The following is a 19,511-nucleotide window of genomic DNA, read 5'->3' as shown; positions in this document are numbered from 1 at the left end:
TATTGCCTTAAAAAAGCATTTAATTACGCTTTTTTTACACCTTCAACAGAGATAATTAATTCTGCTTCTTGTGATTTTGGTCCTAAATCTGATTTAAAATTAAACTCTTTCAGATTCACTTTACCTGTTGCTTCAAAACCAGCGCGATAACCTTTCCAAGGATCAGTTCCTTCGCCAATTAATTTTGCATTTAATGAAACAGGTTTAGTCACACCATTTAATGTTAAATCACCTGTAACTACATAGTTTTCGCCATCACGAATGACTTGAGTTGAAACAAATCGAGCTTCAGGATATTTGCTTACATTAAAGAAATCAGCGCTACGTAAGTGCTTATCACGTTCTGCATGATTAGTATCTAAGCTTCCTGTTTTAATCACAACATCAACTTTGTCTTTCGATGGATCTTCTTTATCGTAACTAAATGTACCATCGAAATCTTTAAAAGTGCCGTATAACCAGCTATAGCCTAAATGTTGGATACGAAACTGTACAAATGCGTGTTGGCCTTGTTTATCAATAGCATAATCTGCTGCTAAAGCAGTACTTGCATTAAATAACAACGCACTTGCGGTTAAACCTAATAAAGCTTTCTTAAACATTGTTATCTCCATAATTTCGTTTTATAAGTTTAATTATTTAGTTCGCATTCCTAACATGCGTTTTAACGTGACATCTTTATCAATAAAATGATGTTTTAAAGCACCAGCCGCATGTAACAGCGATAACAAAACCACTGCCCAAGCTAGATAAAGATGAATATCACCAGCTAAATCCGCTTGTTCGGCTTCCCCTGTAAAAATGGCAGGTACAGAAAACCAATCAAATACAGATATAGCTTGTCCATCTGCGGTTGAAATTAAATAACCACTAATCAGAATAGAAAATAAGATTAAATATAGAAGCATATGTGCAATATGAGCGCTAATGCGTGTCAATTGACTGTAACTTGATAAAGCTTTAGGAGGTGGTGAGACCCAACGCCAAATCACACGTACTATCAGAATAATAAATAAAAGAATACCAATGCTCTTATGTATTTCAGGTGCAGAATGATACCAGCTATCATAATATCCTAACGTCACCATCCACAGCCCTAAAGCAAACATGCCATAGACAGTCAGCGCAGACCCCCAGTGTAAAAGGAGTGATAAGTGACCATAGCGAGACACATTATTTCGCCATTGCATAATAAAAACCCAATAGTTTCTAATTCATTAAAATAATGTTATCTAGTTTAGTGTATTGAGAATAAATTGTTAGCCCATAATTCAACAAATAATTTGCTTATCATTATCAATAATAATCAATAAGTAATGAGCTCTTATTAGTCACTCTGTTGATTATCTAATCAATGACATTGTTGGATCAGTTTTTTTCACAATAAGATAGGTGTATTAGCAGGTGTTTATATACATAATAAAAAGAATAAATAGAGAAGTAAAAATAAGAAGCTAAATAAGATCAATACAACAATTGTCCAACCATAAAAACAATTGTATTTTTCACTTATTCTAAATTAGAACTTATTAAACAAAATACGATAATAATGAGAGGGACCGTAAAAAAAACGGATAACCAGCGCATTTCACGTACAACACCAAAAATAATACCAACAATACAAACAAAAAATATAACAGGCATCATTTCTGAGTAGTGATCATGACAATAGTGCATTAATAAATTAATCCACGAGTGATCGTTTTGCATATAAAAATTTCAACCAATAAAAATAAATTTAAATTAAGATAGTGATAAATTACTATCATTAACAAATAAAACAAGCGTCGTATTATAAATATCAATCATCGCGCACAAAGATATTAAAACACTTCACATTTTAAATAGAGACAACATTACCAAATAAAAATAAAAATTTAAGTTAAATTCCCAATAATATAAAATGAATAATGTCAAATACGTATAATCCATTCAACTAAATCCAATATCCTTATTAATATCAACTTAGACGAACGAAATAATAATTTCATTTAATTTCAAATAAAGAAAATTAATTTCACAAAGTGATAATAAAAGCAATAAAGAATAAATAAAATAGAGTTTTAAACATCAAATAATTACCTTTAGGTCATTCATTTAATTGGAATTAACTCTATATTTCATTTTAATTACTATTAGCTAAAAACATTCAAATCCCAAGCAAAAAACACTACAATTACAATAGTATTTTTATTGAGGGCACCATGTCTACTGCAACAAATCTGAATGAACTACAGGAACAAGTTCGCTCCCGCTATAATGGATTAAGTAAAAGGCTACAGCAGGTTGCACATTATCTACTTGATAATAAAAACAGTGTGGCATTTGATACAATTGCGATCCTTGCAGATAAAGCAAATGTTCCTCCATCGACATTAATTCGTTTTGCCAATGCTTTTCATTTCAATGGCTTTAATGAAATGAAACAATTATTTCAAAATCATCTGATGAATGAAATGGTAAACGAAAATGAAAATTTAACTTATAAACAAAAATATAAAGAGGAGCCTCCTAATCTGAATGAGCCTGCCTATATTTTGCAAGAATTTGCGCAAGCAAATAGCCATTCATTGCAACAATTGGCAAATCAGACTCACAGAGAAATGTTAAATAAAACATTACAATTACTGGAACACGCTGAAACAATTTATATTTGTGGCTTTCATCACTCATTCAGTGCTGCAAGTTATTTTTTTCATGCTCTCTCGCATATCTCTTGTGAGACTGTTTTTGTTAACAGTTTAGGAGGGATGTACAAAGAGCAATTGAGAAATATTACACATCGTGATGTGCTCTTTGGCATTCACTTCCACCCGTATTCAGATGAAATGCAAAAAATGTGTGAAATGGCGACTTACAAAGAAGCAAAACAGATTATTGTTACTGATAGTCCAATTAGCCCATTAGCGAGTCTAAGCGATGTTTGTTTAACAGTTAAAGAAGCTCAAATAAAAACCTTTCGTTCTCAAACGTCAACAATGTGTTTACTACAAGCAATTTCCGTCGCTTTTGCTTTTAGAAAAAAACGTTAATGATATTTTACCCCAAACTGCACCTTAATTAAGGTGCAGTTTTTCATAAAATAAATAATTTTTAAAATGCTATTTAATTGAATATTATCTCAACTATTAATAAAATATTAAATAGCTTAGTATCTTATTGAAAACTATTTTTAAGAGTAAATCCAGAATGTTTCATTTGTGATGAGAAAAGCAATCATTTAGCATTAATTCATACCACCAAAGATCATTAAAGGATTAAATTAAATGCTATTTAAAAAATTATTTTTAATTGTTTTCTTATTTCCAGCTTTCTCCTATTCAAATACGCATTCAATAAAAGAAAATAAAGAAGAACCAATAATCGTAAATATTCCCAGTATTTCATTAGGCGAAAAAAGTAAAGCATCTGGTAACGGTTCAATTGCAATAGGAACAAATAGCCAAGCTAAAAATACACATTCAGTTGCTATAGGAGCTAATTCATTAGCAACTGAAGAAAACACAGTGTCATTTGGTAATATTGAAAATAATCATACTTCTCGATTAGTCAATATTAGTGATGGTAAAAATAATACAGATGCAGTAAATCTTATTCAAACTAAGAAATTGGTAGATAAAAATAGAATAACAACAACTAACGCCATTAATCAATTAAAAAGAACTGTCAGTACAGATATCAGTGATCTTAAAACCCATGTTAATGATTTTGATAATTATTATAGAAAAAGACAAGCTGAAATCACAGATTCAATTGCAAATTTAGATAAAGAAATTATCGCGTTAGAGAAGAAAGTATTTGCTGGCATTGCTTCATCTGTTGCAATGACTAGCATTCCTTATCTTACTCATCACACCTTAAGTGGCGGAATCGGTATTAGTAATTATCGAACAGGCACAGCATTTGCTGGAGGTGTACAATATAAACCGAATAATGATATTGCATTTCGATTAAACTCCTCCATTAATAGTGAAAAGGAAATTATTATTGGTGGTGGATTAGCTTATGGTTGGTAATCGATTTTCTTTTCTATAATCAGAATATTATTAAAAAATAACTTTATAATTAAAGCGGTAATATCTAAGTAATATTACCGCTTGTTTATAAAAAACGTAATTAGCAATTTAATAAAAATGAGCCATTTAAAGAGAGATCGATAAGTTTAACTTTAGTATCTCTAATATATTTTTTGTAATATAGACTATTTTTTATATACTAGGATTATAAGCTAGAGAAAAAAGGAATAAAAAATGAATTATATATTTCAAAAAATGACCGCTAAAGATATTAATGCAGTCGCACTATTATTACAGGCAAATTCTGAATCTCAGCAAGGTGGATTATATGGCGAATACCCTCTAAATAAAGTTGAGGCGATGTATCAAAGTAGCACTAACGCCATCATTGCACTTTATCAAGCAAATATTGTGGCTGTTGTTTTTAGCTTTCCTGTTACCTCTTTTTCGATCCCTCCAATTGCTCAAGCTATTAATCAACACTTTCCAGAAATAACACAAAATAATTGGTTTTACGGTCCTGTTTGTATAGATAAATTGCATCGTGGAAAATCTCTATTAAAAGATCTCTACCAGCAAATCTCTTCTTTACATGGCGGGCATCCTATTGCATTTGTGAATAGTGAAAATATTCGATCACTAAAAGCACATCAAAAACTAGGTATGGAGATCGTTAAAAATTTTGAGTTTAAAGGCACATCTTGGTGGGTCATTAAAGGACAATGAAAACAAACGAAAGAAAAATACTTACACTTTCTTTTATTCAGTTTTCTAGCTAAAAATGGAGGCTTTTAAGTATTTTTGCTATCGCCATCACAAAACAAACAATAACCATATAAATCAGTACGATACATAAAACAATAAAAAGTTAATCTATTCTTAACAATATTCCAACTCCTATTTTGGCTGTCAAATTGCTTACAATTTGACATCATTCTGTGATCTCCCTTTCAATTCTTGATCTTTCGTTAACTTACTTTTTGATCTTATACAAAAGTATAAATAAGATAAAAGACACCAATTCGAAAGTAAACGTAAAATAGGAGGAAGCAATGACTGTTTCCCGCAGAACTTTTATCAAAGGACTCGCAGCCAGCGGTGCAGCAATGACTGTTTCTACCCCTGTTATTGCTAATTCAGGAAATTCAGCTTCTAACACGCGATCGCGTCCAGAGAATGCCCCTAATCTATTAATTGTTTTCCCAGATGAAATGCGTGCTCACGCATTACAGTTTATGGGGGAAGACCCTTCAATTACACCTAATTTGAATAAATTTGCGAAGCAAGCCAAAGTAATGACGCAGATGGCTTCAAACTACCCTCTTTGTTCTCCATTCCGAGGCATGTTTATGACAGGTCAATACCCTGTTCGTAATGGTATTACAGGAAATGCTCACGATTATGGTGGCAAAGTAGGTATTGATTTATCTCCTTATGCAAAATGTTGGTCTGATGTTTTAAAATCACTCGACTACAGCACAGGCTATATCGGAAAATGGCACCTTGATGCACCTTACGAACCATTTATTGAAAGTTACAACAACCCAATGGAAGGTCGTTATTGGAATGAATGGGCTGCACCAGATAGACGCCATGGTTTTGATTTTTGGTATTCTTATGGTACTTACGATTTACATTTAAAACCAATGTATTGGGCAAACGATACACCTCGTGATAAACCAATTTACATTGATCAATGGGGGCCTGAACATGAAGCTGATATGGCAATCAAGTTCCTCAAAAATGAAAACAATCAATTTAGAGATAATTCAAAACCATTTGCATTAGTGGTTTCAATGAATCCACCTCATTCACCTTATGATCAAGTACCGAAAAAATACCTCGATGCTTATCAAGGTAAGACATCAAAAGAGCTCAATACACGCCCTAATGTACAGTGGGATACTGAATATCAAGAAGGCTATGGCCCTCAATATTTCAAAGAATATATGGCAATGGTCAACGGTGTTGATGAGCAATTTGGTCGCATCGTAGATGAATTAGAAAAACAAGGCCTTGCTGATAATACTCTCGTTGTTTTCTTCTCTGATCATGGTAGTTGCTTAGGGGCAAATGGACAAGCAACAAAAAATAATCCTTATGAAGAATCCATGCGTGTTCCTATGATGTTTCGTTTACCAGGTAAAATTAAACCAGGTACTGACGATGCATTAATGTCAGCACCTGATATTTATCCGACAATCTTAGGGCTACTTGGTTTATCAGAATGGATCCCTGATTCAGTAGAAGGTACTGATCTTGCAGATAGAGTAGTCACAGGCAAAGGCGACACAGCAAACTCTCAGCTTTATCTCTTTATTCCTTATGGTGAACCTTCATTTGGTAAACGAGGTGTAAGAACCAAAACTCATACTTTGGTTATAGATAGACAAGATGGGCAACCATTGAAATATACTTTATATGACAATGTGAACGATCCATATCAAATGAAAAATATTGCCAAAGATAATATGCCTTTAATTGAGAAATTAATTAAAGAAGAATTAACCCCTTGGTTGGAAAAAACAGGAGATTCTTGGCGCGCCACTGAATTTATTACGGCAACAACCAATAAATTAAATAAAACAATATCGACATGTAAAGAAAAATAATAAAAATATCTGCGCCATAGTTTTATGGCGCTATATATAAACCCAATTCGCTGATATAAAAAATCCTTTTAATAAAGTAAAGGGAAAGATGTCCTACACCTAAAAATTGACACAAATAAAAGCGAATAAAGAATTGGATATATACCATGAACAAACTTCGTATTGCTCTTTTTTTACCTCTTCTTGGCTTAGGTTTAACTTCTTTTCATTCTCAGGCAGCTAATGTCAATGCCATGTTTTCTTGGGAAACGGCAGATTACGATACATCAAATAACTATGCTGGTTATCGTGTAGATTTCAATATTAATCCAGATAAGTCTAACTGGTATTTTGATGTTGGTTTTCGTCAACGTGAGCATGACAATAAAAATCGTTATCAGCGTTATGATTTACAGGGTAGTTATCGCTTTAAATTAAATAATGGTTGGATCCAACCCGGTTTAAAAGTACGTCAAGATCTAACTAATTATGATAATGGTAGCCGCTTAACTATTGATTTTTATGAATCAAAAACTAATTACCAATTTCCAATTAATAAAGATTGGGTTTTAACGGGTAGCGTTTTATTTGGCTTACAAAAGAAAGAAGACAAACGCAGTAATGGCATCACAAATACGGATTACTTAGGCTGGGAAATTGAACCAGGTCTACGTTATTTTGTCACTCCTAATATTAATACAACTGTGGCTTATTTTGATGGTGGTAAACAAGCAATACGACATGAAGAATACGACACAAAAGAAACAAACCATAATCAACAATTACGTATGTATGTAAACTGGACAACTCCAATAGGATTAATTGTTTCTCCATCAATGCGTAAATCTATTTTCGGGAAAATAGAAGATAGAACAAATAAAGGCGTTTATATCGAAAAAGATATGACACGTTATACCTTACAAATGGCTTATCAAATATCACCTCAATGGCGAGTCATGACGGAATATTATAATGAACGAGTTGAAAATAAAAACGATGGTAGTAAATCAACTCAGGATTATTTCAAAGTTTCATTCCGAGCAACATTCTAATAATTAAAACCATATAATTGTTTATGGAGTTATATTGTGAAAAATAAAAAATTGTTACTTTTGAGCGCTGCTATTTTATCAGCTATTTATGGTTCAGCATGGGCGGCAGAATGTGATCCTACTTTAAATATCTGTGAAACAGTTAATATTAATGACGGGAATACGGCTCAAATAAATAAAGATGTTACTGTTTCTCAAGGTGATGGTGTTGTATTTAATGGCTCATCAACAGAATACAAAGCTCAAGCAATTACAAAAAATATTACTGTTACTGGTGATGGAGCCAGTGCCATCAAAATAAATCAAGGGGCTTCTTTTAGCAGTAATATCAACTTAAATGGCGCTAATGTGACCAGTGAAAATGGTACAGCCATATTGGTTGAAGGTGATTTTCCTAAACGAGGCACGGGAGTTTATATCAGAGACGGTGCCATTATTCGTGGAAAAACCGCAGCCATTGATTTTAGGACACTGAAAACAGGTTTTAGAAGTGATGTAAATGGTGAGATCCACGGTGATGTTTTAGGAAATAGCCATGCGGATACTAAAATAAATTTCGCTTATCAAGGTGGTGCTCAAAATGCCCTATTTGATGGATATAAAATTACAGGTGTTCCATTAATTGAAAACCACGGCAATTTAACTATCCAAGGAAAAGATAGAACGATCCACTGGGAAGGTAATTTCATGAATAAGGAAAATAGCCAGCTTATTTTCCGCCTTGATGACAATACCAATACCGATGAAACCATTCTTCATGTTGACGGTGATGTCACCTTTAAGAAAGGTAGCCAAGCCAAGCTAGATTTTAAAGGCACCAGTGTCGATAACATCATAAATAAAGATATTGTTTTAATTTCTTCCAATTCAGCCATTAAAGATGAAGCTGGGATTACGGTTACAGATGCAAATGCTATTGCACCCGATGTTTCTCCTTTATTAGAAAAAACAGATTCATGGTTAGAAACTACACCACCTAATATTAGCGGTGGTGTTAGTGGTAACCAGTTAGTTGCGCGTTATGGTATTAGCTACGAAGGTGGTAATAACTTTATTAGTGCTGCCGAACGTGGTGGTGTTAGTGAAAATGGATTAGCAGCAGCTAATTTTGTTATTCCAACTGTACTAAATGAATTTAATAATACGCGTAGCCAAGTTTCAGATGAAGCACTGAGTCTATTAGTCGCAGCTGGAAATGACGATAATAATATTGCTGCATTATCGAATGATTTAGCCCCTATAGCTGATGGTAGTGATATTCAAGCGGGATTAATCATGGTTGAAGATATGCGCAATAATATTGCTCATCGCTATTTACGCTATGATAACCAATTACCAATTGAAGAAAGAGAAGCTGGCTGGAATAGCTGGGCTAATGTGCTGTACGGTTATGGTACGCAAAGTAATCAAGGTGGAGTTAACGGTTACAACACCTACCGTACTGGCATTCAAATCGGTACTGATTACGAAATTAATCAAGATGCTCTTATCGGTGTTTCTTTTGCTTATAACTACGCAAAAGCTGATGCCAAACAACGTAACGCAAGTAAAGAAATTAACCATTTTGAATTTATGCCTTACACCGGTTGGTATAGTGACACATTATTCCTAAACGGTAATTTAAATATTGGTTATTACACTGTCGATAGCGAACGAGATATCGGTGGTAATACTGGATGGGAAGGAAATACCAAAGCAAAAGGCAACTATTCTGGTGTGCAATTAGGTTATCAAATTAACGCTGGAACCTATTTTGATTTTGATTTCATCCATATTAAACCAATGCTGACTTACCAATATCAATGGCTAAATATTGATTCATGGGAAGAAACAGGCTCTGCATTATCTATGCGAACTTATGGTCAACGCTATGCTGTTAATCAATTAGGTGGTTCAGTTGCTTTATGGAATAGCTATCAAACCACTTATGGCAAATTAACTCCATCCCTTAATCTGCGTTATTTCAAAGATATTGCAGGTGACAATAATATTAATCAACGTCATAGCCTCACATATTTTAATACTGGAGGAAGTACCTTCGATATTAAAGGAAATCGTGTTGGTGGCGACATTATTAGTGCTGAATTAGGGGCAAATCTCGATATTACCCAATCGTTAAATTTAGGCACAACAATGGGATATCAGCGTTATGACAAATTCAATGAAGGACGTATTGGCTTCACCGTTAGCCAACGTTTCTAAGGAGAAAAATAATGCCGATATTTCGCTTTACTGCACTTGCTATGACACTGGGGCTATTATCAGCCCCTTATAATGCACTTGCAGCTACCAGCAATCCTGCATTTGATCCTAAACATCTGATGCAGTCAGAAATCTATCACTTTGCGCAAAGTAACCCATTAGCGGACTTTTCATCAGATAAAAACTCAACACTGACGTTATCTGATAAACGTAGTGTTATGGGAAGCCAATCCCTTTTGTGGAAATGGAAAGGTGGCAGCAGTTTTACTTTGCATAAAAAACTTATTGTCCCAACAGATAAAGAAGCGTCTAAAGCATGGGGACGTGCATCAACACCTGTTTTATCATTTTGGCTTTATAATGAAAAACCCATTGATGGCTATCTTACTATCGATTTTGGAGAGAAGCTGAATTCAACGAGCGAAGCGCAAGCGGGTTTTAAAGTAAAACTAAATTTCACTGGCTGGCGTGCTATTGGGATCTCTTTAAATAATGATCTTGAAAATCGAGAGATGTCCTTAAATGCAATGAATACCTCTTCTGATGGTACTCAAGACAGCATTGGGCGCTCTTTAGGTGCTAATGTCGATAGCATTCGATTTAAAGCCCCATCAAATGTAGGTCAGGGTGAAATCTATATCGATCGTATTATGTTTTCTATCGATGATGCTCGCTATCAATGGTCTGATTATCAAGTTAAAACACGCTTATCAGAGCCTGAGATCCAATTTCATAACGTACAACCTCAGTTACCCGTGACACCTGAAAATTTAGCGGCGATTGATCTTATTCGTCAACGCTTGATTAATGAATTTGTCGGTGGTGAAAAAGAGACAAATCTCGCGCTAGAAGAAAATATTAGTAAATTAAAAAGTGACTTTGATGCACTCAATATTCGCACTTTAGCGGATGGTGGAATACAAGGGCGACATCTGATCACAGATAAACAAACTATTATTTATCAGCCAGAAAACCTTAATGCTCAAGATAAGCCACTTTTTGATAATTATGTCATTCTTGGTAACTACACAACATTAATGTTTAATATCAGCCGTGCTTATGTCCTTGAAAAAGATCCGTCACAAAAAGCCCAGTTAAAACAAATGTACTTATTAATGACAAAGCATTTATTAGACCAAGGCTTTGTTAAAGGAAGTGCATTAGTCACAACCCATCACTGGGGGTACAGTTCTCGTTGGTGGTACATTTCTACACTATTAATGTCTGATGCCTTAAAAGAAGCAAATCTACAAACTCAAGTTTATGATTCATTACTGTGGTATTCACGAGAGTTTAAAAGTAGTTTTGATATGAAGGTAGGAGCAGATAGTTCAGACTTAGACTATTTCAATACCTTATCTCGTCAGCACTTAGCTTTATTACTACTAGAGCCTGATGATCAAAAGCGCATCAACTTAGTTAATACTTTCAGTCATTACATCACAGGGGCGTTAACTCAGGTACCACCAGGCGGTAAAGATGGTTTACGTCCTGATGGCACGGCGTGGCGCCATGAAGGTAACTATCCAGGTTACTCTTTCCCTGCCTTTAAAAATGCCTCTCAGCTCATTTATTTACTACGTGGCACACCATTTTCAGTGGGTGAAAGCGGTTGGAATAACCTGAAAAAAGCAATGGTCTCAGCGTGGATTTACAGTAACCCTGAAGTTGGGTTACCTCTTGCTGGGCGACACCCCTTTAACTCACCTTCGTTAAAATCCGTCGCACAAGGCTACTACTGGCTTGCCATGTCTGCAAAACCGTCTCCAGATAAAACACTCGCGTCTATTTATCTTGCAATAAGTGATAAAACACAAAGCGAATCGAATGCTATTTTTGGAGAAACTATTGCGCCAGCTGCTTTGCCTCAAGGTTTCTATTCCTTTAATGGCGGGGCTTTTGGTATTCATCGCTGGCAAGATAAAATGGTGACACTGAAAGCTTATAATACCAATGTTTGGTCATCTGAAATTTATAACAAAGATAACCGTTATGGTCGTTATCAAAGTCATGGTGTCGCTCAAATAGTGAGTAATGGTTCGCAGCTTTCACAGGGCTATCAGCAAGAAGGTTGGGATTGGAATAGGATGCCAGGGGCAACCACAATTCACCTTCCTCTTAAAGAATTAGACAGCCCTAAACCTCATACATTAATGCAACGTGGCGAGCGTGGATTTAGCGGAACATCAGCTCTTGAAGGTCAATATGGCATGATGGCATTCGATCTGATTTATCCTGCTAATCTTGAGCGTTTTGATCCTAATTTTACCGCGAAAAAGAGTGTATTAGCTGCTGATAACCACTTAATTTTTATTGGCAGCAATATAAATAGCAGTGATAAGAATAAAGATGTTGAAACAACCTTATTTCAACATGCCATAACGCCATCATTAAATACCATTTGGATTAATGGACAAAAAGTTGAAGCGTTTCCTTATCAAGCAACACTAAAACAAGGTGATTGGTTAATTGATAGCAACGGTAATGGTTATTTAATTACTCAAGCTGAAAAAGTGAATATCAGTCGTCAACACCAGACTTCGGCTGAAAATAAAAACCGCCAGCCAACAGAAGGAAACTTCAGTTCAGCGTGGATTGATCACAGTGTTCAACCTAAAGATTCTAGTTATGAGTATATGGTCTTTTTAGATGCAACTCCTGAAAAAATGGGAGTAATGGCTAAAAAATTCCGTGAAAATAATGGGTTATATCAGGTTCTTCGTAAAGATAAAGATGTTCATATTATTTACGATAAACTCAGCAACGTGACGGGATACGCCTTTTATCAATCTGCTTCAATCGAAGATAAATGGATCAAAAAGGTTGATAAACCTGCGATTGTGATGACTCATCATCAAGGAAATACACTCACTGTTAGTGCTGTTACACCAGATTTAAACATGACACGTCAGAAAGCAGCAACTGCCGTTACTATCAATGTCACCATCAACGGGAAATGGCAACCTACTGATAAAAATAGTGGCGTAAAATATAACGTTTCAGGTGATAACACTGAACTAACGTTTACCAGTTACTTTGGTATTCCACAAGAAATCAAACTTTCACCTCTCTCTTGATATCACTAAAAGGAACGCACTTGCGTTCCTTTTTTATTTGCAGGAAATCTGATTATGCTAATAAAAAATCCTTTAGCACATGCAATAGCATTAAGCTTATGTTTATCATTACCCACACAGGCATTACCTTCTCTTTCCCATGAAACTTTCGGTGATATTTATCTCTTTGAGAGTGAAATACCTAATACCCTCACCACTTCAGATAATAATCAATTATCACTGAGCAAACAGCATGCTAAAGATGGTGAACAATCACTCAAATGGCAATATCAACCACAAACAACATTAACACTAAATAATATTGTTAATTACCAAGATGATAAAAATACAGCGACACCACTCACTTTTATGATGTGGATTTATAATGAGAAACCTCAATCTTCCCCATTAACATTTGCATTTAAACAAAATAATAAAATTGTATTAAGTTTCGATACTCAACTTGATTTTACGGGATGGAGAGGTATTGCAATTCCTTTTCGTGATATGCAAGGCACAGCAACAGGTCAATTTGATCAATTAGTGATAGCTGCCCCAAATCAGGCTGGAACTCTATTTTTTGATCAAATTATTATGAGTGTACCTTTAGATAATCGTTGGGCAGTTCCTGACTATCAAACACCGTACGTAAATAATGCAGTAAATACCATGGTCAGTAAAAACTGGAGTGCTTTACTGATGTACGATCAGATGTTTAAAGCGCATTATCCAACTCTAAATTTCGATACCGAATTTCATGACGATCAAGCTGAGATGGCATCAATTTACCAGCGTTTTGAGTATTATCAGGGAATTAGTAGTGAGAAAAAAATCACCTCTGACATGCTAAATAAAAATTTAGCGCTCTGGGAAAAATTAGAATTAACACAACACGCTGATGGTTCAATAACAGGGAAAGCACTAGATCATCCTAACCGGCAAAACTTTATGAAAGTCGAAGGTGTATTTAGTGATGAGACAAAACAAGCATTGCTTGATGCTAATATGCTAAGAGATGTGGGTAAAACACTTCTTCAAACTGCTATTTACTTGCGTAGTAATTCCTTATCAGCAACCGATCGAAAAAAATTAGAAGATCTCTATTTATTAGGAACTCGTTACGTTCTTGAACAAGGTTTTACACGAGGTAGTGGTTATCAAATTATTACTCATGTTGGCTATCAAACCAGAGAGCTTTTTGATGCATGGTTTATTGGTCGTCATATTCTCGCAAAAAACAACCTTTTAGCACCCACTCAACAAGCGATGATGTGGTACAACGCCACTGGACGAATTTTCGAAAAAGATGATGAAATCGTTGATGCGAACGTTGATATTCTCAATACTCAATTACAGTGGATGATAAAAAGCTTACTGATGTTGCCAGATTATCAACAACGCCAACAAGCTTTAGCACAACTGCAAAGCTGGCTCAATAAAACCATACTAAGTTCAAAAGGCGTTGCCGGTGGTTTCAAATCCGATGGTTCTATTTTTCATCATTCACAACATTATCCAGCCTACGCTAAAGACGCATTTGGGGGTTTAGCACCGAGTGTTTATGCATTAAGTGACTCTCCTTTTCGCTTATCAACTTCAGCTCATGAGCGTTTAAAAGATGTTCTTTTAAAAATGCGGATCTACACTAAAGAGACACAAATTCCTGTGGTATTAAGTGGCCGTCATCCCACAGGATTACATAAAATTGGGATAGCTCCATTTAAATGGATGGCCTTAGCAGGAACTCCTGATGGTAAACAGAAGTTAGATCCCACATTATCTGCCGCTTATGCAAAATTAGATAACAAAGCACATTTTGAAGGTATTAAGGCTGAAAATGAACCTGTTGGTGCATGGGCAATGAATTATGCGTCAATGGCAATACAACGCAGAGCATCAGCCCAGTCACCACAACAAAGCTGGCTTGCAATTGCTCGTGGTTTTAGTCGCTATCTTGTTGGTAATGAAAGTTATGAGAATAACAATCGTTATGGACGCTATTTACAATATGGACAATTAGAAATTATTCCAGCTGATTTAACTCAATCAGGGTTTAGCCATGCCGGATGGGATTGGAATCGATACCCAGGAACAACCACAATTCATCTTCCATATAACGAACTTGAGGCAAAACTTAATCAATTACCTAGTGCGGGTATTGAAGAAATGTTGCTTTCAACTGAGAGTTATTCTGGTGCCAATACATTAAATAACAACAGTATGTTTGCTATGAAATTACATGGCCACAGTAAATATCAACAACAGAGCTTGAAGGCAAATAAATCCTATTTCTTATTTGATAATAGAGTGATCGCTTTAGGCTCAGGTATTGAAAATGATGATAAGCAACATTCAACAGAAACAACACTATTCCAGTTCGCTGTTCCTAAATTACAATCAGTGATAATTAATGGCAAAGAGATTAATCAATTAGGTACTCAGTTAACTTTAAATAATGCAGATACTTTAATTGATCCTGCCGGTAATTTATATAAGCTGACTAAAGGACAAACCGTAGAGTTTAGTTATCAAAAACAACATTCACTTGATGATAGAAATTCAAAACCAACAGAACAATTATTTGCAACAGCTGTTATTTCTCATGGTAAAGCACCGAGTAATGCAAATTATGAATATGCAATAGCTATCGAAGCACAAAATAATAAAGCTCCCGAATACACAGTATTACAACATAATGATCAGCTTCATGCGGTAAAAGATAAAATAACCCAAGAAGAGGGATATGCTTTTTTTGAAGCCACTAAGTTAAAGTCAGCGGATGCAACATTATTATCCAGTGATGCGCCGGTTATGGTCATGGCTAAAATACAAAATCAGCAATTAACATTAAGTATTGTTAATCCTGATTTAAATTTATATCAAGGTAGAGAAAAAGATCAATTTGATGATAAAGGTGATCAAATCGAAGTTAGTGTTTATTCTCGTCATTGGCTTACAGCAGAATCGCAATCAACAAATAGTACTATTACCGTAAAAGGAATATGGAAATTAACGACACCTCAACCCGGTGTTATTATTAAGCACCACAATAACAACACTCTTATTACGACAACAACAATACAGGCAACACCTACTGTTATTAATTTAGTTAAGTAAATTTCGTAACTTTATAAACTAAAGAGTCTCGGTATAAAAATATCGAGACTCTTTTTTATTAAAAAATTAAAAACAAGTTAACGAATAAATTAATTATTTAAAAAAGAAAAAACAAATCGATAGCTTTATTATTGAGAATAAATGTGTTGTGCTCGATGTTTATTTTGTTATCCTCTGCGCGGGTGCTTGGATCAATCTGGTTCAAGCATTTTGCAAACACCAGAAAGAGAAAAGCCCCGGAAAATATATTTTATATTCACCGAGGCGGACTCAAACCCTAACAATTTGATTCTGCCTCCTTATAAAGGAGCTGTCAAGAAGATGAACAAATATTCTCTGATTAGTGTGATTGTTATTAGTATAAATATCACGGTATTACTGATAATTTTATTCTACAATAATCCAATCGAGAATTTCACCATTAATAGTGAATATATAAATGTTCAGTTTAAGTTTATCAATAATAAACACTAGCCTTGTGGGGGATTAATCCCCCGCAGTTTTCTCATTAAGTGATTACGGTTTAATCTAAGCACCCAAATTTATAATAAGAGGTAACAGTAATCTGTTACCTCTTATTATATTAAAAATAAAAAAGCCGACCTTATTTTTGGTCGGCATCCTAGATAGGAAAATATTGCGCGGAAGGCATGTAAAGCGCAAGAAAAACAACAAAGCGTCAATATCAAAGCTCTAGCAATGTTACAAAAGATTTAAAACTTCACTTCCTGCTAATAAATAAGCACCAGCACCATAATCCATATTATGTTCGAACTTCACTTCACGAGGGTTAAATGCCGGAAGTTGAACCCAACCTATCATGCCATTGTCATGAATACAGGTTTGTAATGCTGACCATGCTCTATTTAATGCGGGGCAATACACATCTTTCTCTAATACTCCCTGATTAATTCCCCATGCTAACCCATAACAAAATAGCGCTGTTGCTGAACTTTCTGGTGCAGGAAAATTATCAGGATCGAGTAAACTAGTCCGCCAAAAACCATCTTCATGTTGATAATCTAGGATGGAGGTCGCTAATTCTTTAAATAATGCAATATAACGTTCACGGCCATGATAATCATCAGGCATATATTTTAAGATACGCGGTATCGAAGCTAAAACCCAACCTATACCACGACTCCAAAATACTTTTTCACCATTAGCTTCACGCAATTCATTGCCTTGACCATCAGGAATATAGCGATGATCACGGAAGATAAGCCCTGTTTTAGGATCACGTAAATGGTCAATCGCATCCCAATAAGCTGTGTGCATATAATCTAAATAACGTCGCTCATTGGTGATTTCGGCTAATGCAGCAAATCCTGGAGGCGCCATAAAAAGTGCATCACACCACCACCAATCTTCACGGCCAGGCTTTGGCTCATTGAGCATGATATCAAATGCTTTGATTGTTGGTTCAATCACTTCAGGTTGTTCAAAAAGCGGGCTAATAGCGAGATAAGCTTGTGCACAAACATGATCATCAGCAAAACGCGCATTAGGACCTGTTCTAAACCCTGTATGTAATGTGTAATTCAATATGCCATTAAGATATTCTTCATCTTGTGTAGCTTGCCATGCTGCACTTACACAACTCCATAAAACACCACGTTCCCAATCTGTGTCTTTAATAAAACGGGTTTTACCACTACGGCGACGAACACTGCGAACTTGATTAGCCGATTGATAACGATACACTCGCTTCATGTTTTGTAATACAAGCTCTCTTTGCAAAGTCTCTGTATTAGCGTGTTCCATCCTATTTCTCCATGAAATTAACGAGCTAACCAACCACCATCAACGGCAATGGTGTATCCATTAACATAGTCACTGGCTTTAGAGGCTAAGAAAATCGCAGGACCTGCAACATCTTCAGGTGTTCCCCAACGTCCAGCAGGAATACGTTCTACAATAGCGGCATTACGAGCATCATCAGCACGCAGAGCGGCCGTGTTATCTGTTGCCATATAGCCCGGAGCAATTGCATTTACATTGATATTGTACTGAGAGAGTTCAGTCGCCAATGCGCGAGTTAGTCCCATTACTGCAGATTTACTTGCGGTGTAAGAAGGCACACGAATGCCACCTTGATAAGAGAGCATAGAAGCAATATTAATTATCTTGCCACCCTCTCCTTGTTTCACAAATTGGCGAGCCACTTTTTGGGATAAAAAGAATAGTGTTTTCTGATTAATATCAATCACATCATCCCAATCTTTTTCACCAAACTCCAAAAGATCTTCTCGACGAATAATACCGGCATTATTTACTAAAATATCAATGCGCCCCATAACAGAAATGGCTTCATCCACCAGCGCTTGTAATCCATCTTGTTTCATTAAATTTTGCGTAATGTAATGAAAACGGCGCCCCAGTGCCTCTACTTGTTGGCGAGTTTCTGGTGCATCTTGGATCCCAACGCCAACAATATCTGCACCTGCTTTGGCTAAACCAATAGCCATACCTTGACCTAACCCGGTATTACAACCTGTAACAATAGCAACCTTGCCATTTAAATCGAATAAATTCATAACAATAACCTCTTAGGTGTGGCTTTATAGCCACACCTTTTTATATGTAGGGTAAGAAGAAAATATAACTATTTATGGTTATTTCAGATCTTTCATTGCCACATGATCCATATCGTGGAAGACCTGATTTTCACCGACCATTCCCCAAATAAAGGTATAAGATGCTGAGCCCACACCAGAGTGAATTGACCAACTAGGGCTTATCACTGCTTGTTCGTTACGAACAACCAAATGACGAGTTTCCGTTGGCTCTCCCATATAATGGAAAACCACATTGTCATCTTTCATATCAAAATAGAGATACACTTCCATACGGCGTTCATGAGTATGGCAAGGCATGGTATTCCATAAGCTACCCGGTTCAAGAACCGTCATCCCCATAGATAATTGGCATGTTGGCAAAACTGAAGGGTGTAAGAATTTATAAATAGTACGAACGTTACAGTTTTCTGCATTACCAATTTTTTCTGGTGATGCTTGTTGCTGCGTTATTTTGCGTGTTGGGTAAGTATGATGAGCTGGTGCACAATTCATATAAAAACGTGCAGGCGTTTCTACACTGTCACTGGTAAATTCGACACTTTTAGCGCCCATTCCGATATAAATCGCTTCACGAGGACCAATGTCAAAGACATCACCATCAACAACCACTTTACCAGCACCGCCAATATTAATGGCACCTAACTCACGTCTTTCTAAAAAGAAATCAACGCCTAAGGCTTTACCCGCCATTAATGCTAAAGGCTGTGTTGTAGGAACAATACCGCCAACAATAATACGATCTATATGGCTATAAGTGAGATTCATTTCCCCTTCACAGAATAGGTTTTCTATCAGGAACTCCTTGCGAAGTCCTTCTGTATCAAGCCTTTTAGCATGTTCACTATGAATTGGCTGACGAATTTCCATTATAAATACCTCATTTTTACTGATGGGTGCA

Annotated in this window: 13 protein-coding genes; 8 read left to right on the top strand and 5 right to left on the bottom strand. The window is 35.7% G+C overall.

Annotated elements, in window-relative coordinates; all coding sequences use genetic code 11:
• Positions 1–23 precede the first annotated feature (23 nt).
• Positions 24–602: a YceI family protein gene (locus tag DK857_RS03040; RefSeq protein ID WP_109401520.1), complete on the bottom strand. Its 579-nt coding sequence runs from the start codon at positions 600–602 to the stop codon at positions 24–26.
• Positions 603–635: 33 nt separating this feature from the next.
• Positions 636–1,190: a cytochrome b gene (locus tag DK857_RS03035; RefSeq protein ID WP_109401519.1), complete on the bottom strand. Its 555-nt coding sequence runs from the start codon at positions 1,188–1,190 to the stop codon at positions 636–638.
• A gap of 1,014 nt (positions 1,191–2,204) precedes the next feature.
• On the opposite strand from DK857_RS03035, the gene DK857_RS03025 reads away from it, so the two are divergent.
• The 8 genes from DK857_RS03025 to DK857_RS02990 all read left to right on the top strand — a co-directional run bounded on the left by DK857_RS03025 (position 2,205) and on the right by DK857_RS02990 (position 16,034).
• Positions 2,205–3,032 carry a MurR/RpiR family transcriptional regulator gene (locus tag DK857_RS03025; protein WP_109392829.1) on the top strand — a complete coding sequence of 276 codons (828 nt, stop codon included), beginning with the start codon at positions 2,205–2,207 and terminating at the stop codon, positions 3,030–3,032.
• A gap of 234 nt (positions 3,033–3,266) precedes the next feature.
• Entirely contained in the window at positions 3,267–4,016 is a 750-nt protein-coding gene (locus DK857_RS03020) for a YadA-like family protein (protein WP_109392828.1), read from the top strand.
• A 234-nt stretch (positions 4,017–4,250) separates the two neighbouring features.
• A complete protein-coding gene (locus tag DK857_RS03015; protein ID WP_109392827.1) occupies positions 4,251–4,742 on the top strand; it encodes an N-acetyltransferase in 492 nt (163 codons plus the stop codon).
• A 326-nt stretch (positions 4,743–5,068) separates the two neighbouring features.
• A complete protein-coding gene (locus DK857_RS03010; RefSeq protein ID WP_109401518.1) occupies positions 5,069–6,628 on the top strand; it encodes a sulfatase-like hydrolase/transferase in 1,560 nt (519 codons plus the stop codon).
• A 146-nt stretch (positions 6,629–6,774) separates the two neighbouring features.
• Positions 6,775–7,659: an OmpG porin family protein gene (locus tag DK857_RS03005; RefSeq protein ID WP_109392826.1), complete on the top strand. Its 885-nt coding sequence runs from the start codon at positions 6,775–6,777 to the stop codon at positions 7,657–7,659.
• A 36-nt stretch (positions 7,660–7,695) separates the two neighbouring features.
• Positions 7,696–9,861 carry an autotransporter family protein gene (locus DK857_RS03000; protein ID WP_109401517.1) on the top strand — a complete coding sequence of 722 codons (2,166 nt, stop codon included), beginning with the start codon at positions 7,696–7,698 and terminating at the stop codon, positions 9,859–9,861.
• Positions 9,862–9,872: 11 nt separating this feature from the next.
• The gene (locus DK857_RS02995; RefSeq protein ID WP_109401516.1) at positions 9,873–12,938 is read left to right on the top strand and encodes a chondroitinase family polysaccharide lyase; all 3,066 of its coding nucleotides are present in this window, start codon (positions 9,873–9,875) and stop codon (positions 12,936–12,938) included.
• Positions 12,939–12,992: 54 nt separating this feature from the next.
• The gene (locus DK857_RS02990) at positions 12,993–16,034 is read left to right on the top strand and encodes a chondroitinase family polysaccharide lyase (protein WP_109401515.1); all 3,042 of its coding nucleotides are present in this window, start codon (positions 12,993–12,995) and stop codon (positions 16,032–16,034) included.
• Positions 16,035–16,736: 702 nt separating this feature from the next.
• On the opposite strand, the gene DK857_RS02985 is transcribed toward DK857_RS02990, so the two are convergent.
• From DK857_RS02985 to kduI, 3 genes are all read right to left on the bottom strand, one after another.
• Positions 16,737–17,798: a glycoside hydrolase family 88/105 protein gene (locus DK857_RS02985; RefSeq protein ID WP_109401514.1), complete on the bottom strand. Its 1,062-nt coding sequence runs from the start codon at positions 17,796–17,798 to the stop codon at positions 16,737–16,739.
• Positions 17,799–17,815: 17 nt separating this feature from the next.
• Entirely contained in the window at positions 17,816–18,571 is a 756-nt protein-coding gene (gene kduD / locus DK857_RS02980; RefSeq protein WP_098942141.1) for a 2-dehydro-3-deoxy-D-gluconate 5-dehydrogenase KduD, read from the bottom strand.
• Positions 18,572–18,649: 78 nt separating this feature from the next.
• Positions 18,650–19,480, bottom strand: coding sequence for a 5-dehydro-4-deoxy-D-glucuronate isomerase (gene kduI / locus DK857_RS02975; protein ID WP_098942140.1), 831 nt, complete (start codon positions 19,478–19,480; stop codon positions 18,650–18,652).
• Positions 19,481–19,511: the final 31 nt, after the last annotated feature.

The organism is Proteus terrae (assembly GCF_003144325.1).
GTDB lineage: Bacteria > Pseudomonadota > Gammaproteobacteria > Enterobacterales > Enterobacteriaceae > Proteus > Proteus terrae.
This window is presented reverse-complemented; position numbering and strand designations above follow the sequence as displayed.

Coding starts and splice junctions, on each gene's coding strand:
- DK857_RS03040 (WP_109401520.1), bottom strand. CDS start 602: ATGTTTAAGAAAGCTTTATTAGGTTTAACCGCAAGTGCGTTGTTATTT.
- kduI (WP_098942140.1), bottom strand. CDS start 19,480: ATGGAAATTCGTCAGCCAATTCATAGTGAACATGCTAAAAGGCTTGAT.
- DK857_RS03015 (WP_109392827.1), top strand. CDS start 4,251: ATGAATTATATATTTCAAAAAATGACCGCTAAAGATATTAATGCAGTC.
- DK857_RS02995 (WP_109401516.1), top strand. CDS start 9,873: ATGCCGATATTTCGCTTTACTGCACTTGCTATGACACTGGGGCTATTA.
- DK857_RS03025 (WP_109392829.1), top strand. CDS start 2,205: ATGTCTACTGCAACAAATCTGAATGAACTACAGGAACAAGTTCGCTCC.
- DK857_RS02990 (WP_109401515.1), top strand. CDS start 12,993: ATGCTAATAAAAAATCCTTTAGCACATGCAATAGCATTAAGCTTATGT.
- DK857_RS03005 (WP_109392826.1), top strand. CDS start 6,775: ATGAACAAACTTCGTATTGCTCTTTTTTTACCTCTTCTTGGCTTAGGT.
- DK857_RS03035 (WP_109401519.1), bottom strand. CDS start 1,190: ATGCAATGGCGAAATAATGTGTCTCGCTATGGTCACTTATCACTCCTT.
- DK857_RS03010 (WP_109401518.1), top strand. CDS start 5,069: ATGACTGTTTCCCGCAGAACTTTTATCAAAGGACTCGCAGCCAGCGGT.
- kduD (WP_098942141.1), bottom strand. CDS start 18,571: ATGAATTTATTCGATTTAAATGGCAAGGTTGCTATTGTTACAGGTTGT.
- DK857_RS03020 (WP_109392828.1), top strand. CDS start 3,267: ATGCTATTTAAAAAATTATTTTTAATTGTTTTCTTATTTCCAGCTTTC.
- DK857_RS02985 (WP_109401514.1), bottom strand. CDS start 17,798: ATGGAACACGCTAATACAGAGACTTTGCAAAGAGAGCTTGTATTACAA.